The sequence below is a fragment of the Mesorhizobium sp. M4A.F.Ca.ET.022.05.2.1 genome (genome assembly GCF_003998845.1).
In the GTDB taxonomy this organism is placed as follows: Bacteria; Pseudomonadota; Alphaproteobacteria; order Rhizobiales; family Rhizobiaceae; genus Mesorhizobium.
The window spans coordinates 1-2,078 of sequence record NZ_RZOJ01000643.1 but is presented as its reverse complement, the minus strand read 5'-3'; the positions used below and the strand labels follow the sequence as shown (position 1 = coordinate 2,078).

General features: G+C 64.8%; 3 protein-coding genes. 2 read left to right on the top strand and 1 reads right to left on the bottom strand.

What is annotated here, in order from left to right; all coding sequences use genetic code 11:
• Together EN745_RS34010 and EN745_RS34005 are read left to right on the top strand one after the other, a co-directional pair.
• A partial coding sequence (locus tag EN745_RS34010; RefSeq protein ID WP_127423256.1) for an extensin family protein occupies nucleotides 1–649 on the top strand: 649 nt, incomplete at its 5' end.
• A gap of 73 nt (nucleotides 650–722) precedes the next feature.
• Nucleotides 723–1,430: an LssY C-terminal domain-containing protein gene (locus EN745_RS34005; protein ID WP_127423255.1), complete on the top strand. Its 708-nt coding sequence runs from the start codon at nucleotides 723–725 to the stop codon at nucleotides 1,428–1,430.
• A gap of 15 nt (nucleotides 1,431–1,445) precedes the next feature.
• Here the strand turns inward: EN745_RS34005 and EN745_RS34000 are convergent.
• On the bottom strand, nucleotides 1,446–2,078 hold a 633-nt coding region (locus tag EN745_RS34000), incomplete at its 5' end, for an NAD(P)-dependent alcohol dehydrogenase (RefSeq protein WP_145992311.1).

Genomic DNA, 2,078 nt, shown 5'->3' with positions numbered 1-2,078 from the left:
GTATTCCGCGCCCCAATATACCGGCATGCAGCGCCTCGTCCCCTCCAACCCCTATATGACCGCCGCCTATCCGCGCATGGACGAGCCGATGTCGCCGGCCGAGCAGATGCCGCAGAGCGAAGTCGATTGCCGCAACGAATTGCGGCGCCTCGGCGTCGTATACACCGACGTGCAGCCGATCCATGAGGGCCAGTGCGGCATCGACTATCCGGTCAGGGTCTCGGCCATCGGCAGCGTCGGGATGAAGCCCTCCGCCACGCTGACCTGCAACATGGCCGCCACCTTCGCCACCTGGACCAGGAACGAGCTCGTGCCGGCCGCCCGCTGGCGGTATTTTTCGGGCGTGAAGACCATCCACCAGGGATCCAGCTATTCCTGCCGCAACATCGCGGGCGAAGGTGTCTTGTCGGAACACGGCAAGGGCAACGCGCTCGACGTGATGAGCATTGAGCTCAACAACGGCGATGACATCGACGTGCGCAAGCCCGGCCTGTTCGCCTTCCGCACCCGCGGCTTCCTCAACAATGTCCGCGCCGACGGCTGCCAGTATTTCACCACGGTGCTCGGCCCTGGCTATAATTACGACCACCGCAACCATTTCCATTTCGACATAAAGAACCGCAGGAGCGGCTATCGCGCCTGCCGCTGACCACCTGCGGTTCCCTTTGCCCAACCGATGCAACGGCGCATAAAATGATGCATGCGTTTGGGAGTGGCCTCTCGTGAGTAAGCGAAGCCTTTGTCGGCGCGCGGCGATCTGGCTGGCGGCACTTTGCGCCGGATATCTCGGGCTGGCCTACGTCGCCGCGCCGGAATTCTGGACCTGGCGCGAGCGCGGCTACCGCACGCAGCATTTCGAGATGGTGACGCATACGCCGCAAGGCATTCCGGGCGACCCGATCAATGTCGGCCTTGTCGGCACCGAAAAGGAGGTCGTCCACGCCTTTGCGGTCGCCGGCTGGGACACGGCCGACGCCATCACGCTGAGAACCGCCATCGACATCGGCGAAAGCGTGCTGTTTTCCCGGCCCTATCCCGATGCGCCGATGAGCAGGCTGCTGTTCGAAGGCCGCGCCCAGGGTCTCGCCTTCGAAAGGCCGGTCGGCGACAGTGCCGACCAGCGCCACCATGTCCGCTTCTGGCAGACCAACACGGTTGGCGATGACGGGCGCCCGCTCTGGCTGGGCGCGGCGAGCTTCGACCGCGGCGTCGGCCTCAGCCACGACACCGGGGCGATAACCCATCACATCGGCCCCGACATCGATGCCGAGCGCGACTTCCTGATCGGCGATCTCACCAAGGCCGGCATGCTGGCCTCGACCAGCAAAATCGCCGGAATCGGTGCGACGAAAACGGGCCGCAACGGCGGCGGCGATCCGTATTTCACCGACGGCAAGGCAGTGATCGGGGTATTGAAACCGCTGCCGTGACGGAGCCGGTGGAGGTCAGGTCGTGGTGATGACGACCTTGCCGAACGGGCCTTTTTCCAGACAATCGAAGGCCTGCGGCACCTCGTTGAAGCCGAAGACTTTGTCGATGACGGGCTTGATGCCGAGCGCCTCGACCGCCTGGTTCATGCGCTCGAAGCTGCGGCGATGGCCGATAGAAATGCCTTGCACGGTGAGGCGATTGCGCAAGAAGGGCAGGATTGGAAAGTTCAGCTCCATGCTGCCGAGCAGGCCGATCACCGTCAAGCGGCCGTCGGCGGCAAGCGCATTGATCGAACGCCGCGCGTTGTCGCCGCCGATCATTTCCAGCACGTGCTTGACGCCGGCGCCATTGGTCTGCTCGCGCGCAACCTCGTCCCATGCCGGCTGGCTGCGATGGTTGATCACCTGCCAGGCTCCGAGTTTGCTCGCCCTGGCGAGCTTGTCGTCGCTGCTTGACGTAACGATGGCGCGCAGGCCGAAGGCAGTGGCGAACTGCAGTGCAAACAGCGACACCCCGCCAGTGCCCTGGATGAGCACGGTTTCGCCCGCCACCGGCTTTGTCGCCTCGGCCAGCGCGAACCATGCCGTCAGCGCCGCGATCGGCAGCGTCGCAGCCTCGGCGTCGCTCAGCGACGGCGGCGCCAGCAC